The organism is Pseudomonas sp. HMWF006 (assembly GCF_003061205.1).
Taxonomy (GTDB): domain Bacteria; phylum Pseudomonadota; class Gammaproteobacteria; order Pseudomonadales; family Pseudomonadaceae; genus Aquipseudomonas; species Aquipseudomonas monsensis.
This window is the reverse complement of sequence record NZ_QAIU01000181.1, coordinates 1-1,222: the sequence shown is the minus strand read 5'-3', so window position 1 is coordinate 1,222 and position 1,222 is coordinate 1. Positions and strand designations below refer to the sequence as shown.

The window sequence follows — 1,222 nt, the reverse complement described above, 5'->3', positions numbered from 1 at the left end:
TAGGCCACCAGTTTGCCGTAGAGCACCGCGCTGTAATCGAGACACGCGAGGTTCGGGCGGATCGGCGCCGGTTGGCCGCTGCGCCAGTAGTGGCCGACGAACAGCAACGGCTCGTCGACGCCGTAGCGCAGCAGGTTGTTTTTTTCGCTGGAGCTCAGCGGCTTCTGCGCCACCGGCTCTGGCAATGCATCCGGCTGGAAGACGATGTCGCCGTAGGTTTTCGGGTCGTCTTCCCAGAATTTGGTGCGGAAGAACGAACGCACCAGACCGTCGCCGCTGGTCATGGTCAAGCCATCCGGCAGGCGCATGTCGGTGCCGCGCAGCAGGCGATCGAACACGGTGCAGGCGAAGCTGCCGGGCACGGCCGAGGCCTGGAGAAAGTGTTCATCAATGCGCGCATCGGCGAACAGCCCGCGTAACGGTTCGATCAGGCTGGCATCCCAACAGGCGTGCACCACGCGGAAGCGTCCGGCATCCACCACCAGCGGCAGCTCGTAGAACCAGTTGAGGAAGTCGTGCCAGTCCCCCGGATGGTCTTCGAACTGGCTCAGGGTTTCGTGCAGCAGGCGCGCATGGCGCGGTGTGTGTTCGCGGACGAACTGCTTGCCGCTGCCCGGTGGCGCCGGCGTGCTCCAGCCGAGCGCGTTGAATTCGTGGTTGCCCATGATGCACAAGGCCTGGCCGGCCTCGACCATGTCGTGGACGATGTGCAGTGCCTCGCGGATTCGCGGGCCACGATCAATGATGTCGCCGACGAACACGGCCATGCGCGATGGATGCCGCCAGACCCCGCCCTGCTTGTGGTAACCGAGACGGTCAAGCAGGTGTTCGAGGGTCAGGGCGCATCCGTGCACGTCACCAATCAGGTCATAACTGCGCGCGGGATCGAGCATCAGTCGCCTCCACCACCCAACTTGCTGCCCCAGCCGAGCTTGGTCCGGCAGACTTCGTAATAGTTGTGGTCGAGCGGGTGAATCAGCCGCAGCTTCTGGGCTTTCTTGCTGACGGTGATGGTGTCGCCCGGCGCGCAGGTGAAGTGGTTCTGCCCGTCGCAGGAGACCTGCGGATAGATCTGCATGTTTTTCGACACGACGATTTTCAGCTCACTGTTGCCATCGACCACAATTGGCCGGCTCGACAACATATGGGGGTACATCGGCACAATCACAATGGCGTCGAGCTTGGGATGCATGATCGGCCCGCCGGCGGACAGCGCGTAGGC

At 63.2% G+C, this 1,222-nt stretch carries 1 protein-coding gene and 1 pseudogene; both read right to left on the bottom strand.

Features of this window, described 5'->3' with window-relative positions:
• Positions 1 to 893, bottom strand: an 893-nt coding sequence (locus tag DBR24_RS07135; protein WP_128614330.1) for a metallophosphoesterase, incomplete at its 3' end; no start/stop codon positions are given.
• Positions 893 to 1,222: pseudogene (locus DBR24_RS07130) on the bottom strand (NAD(+)/NADH kinase); the annotation flags it as partial. The pseudogene DBR24_RS07130 and the gene DBR24_RS07135, both read right to left, overlap by 1 nt.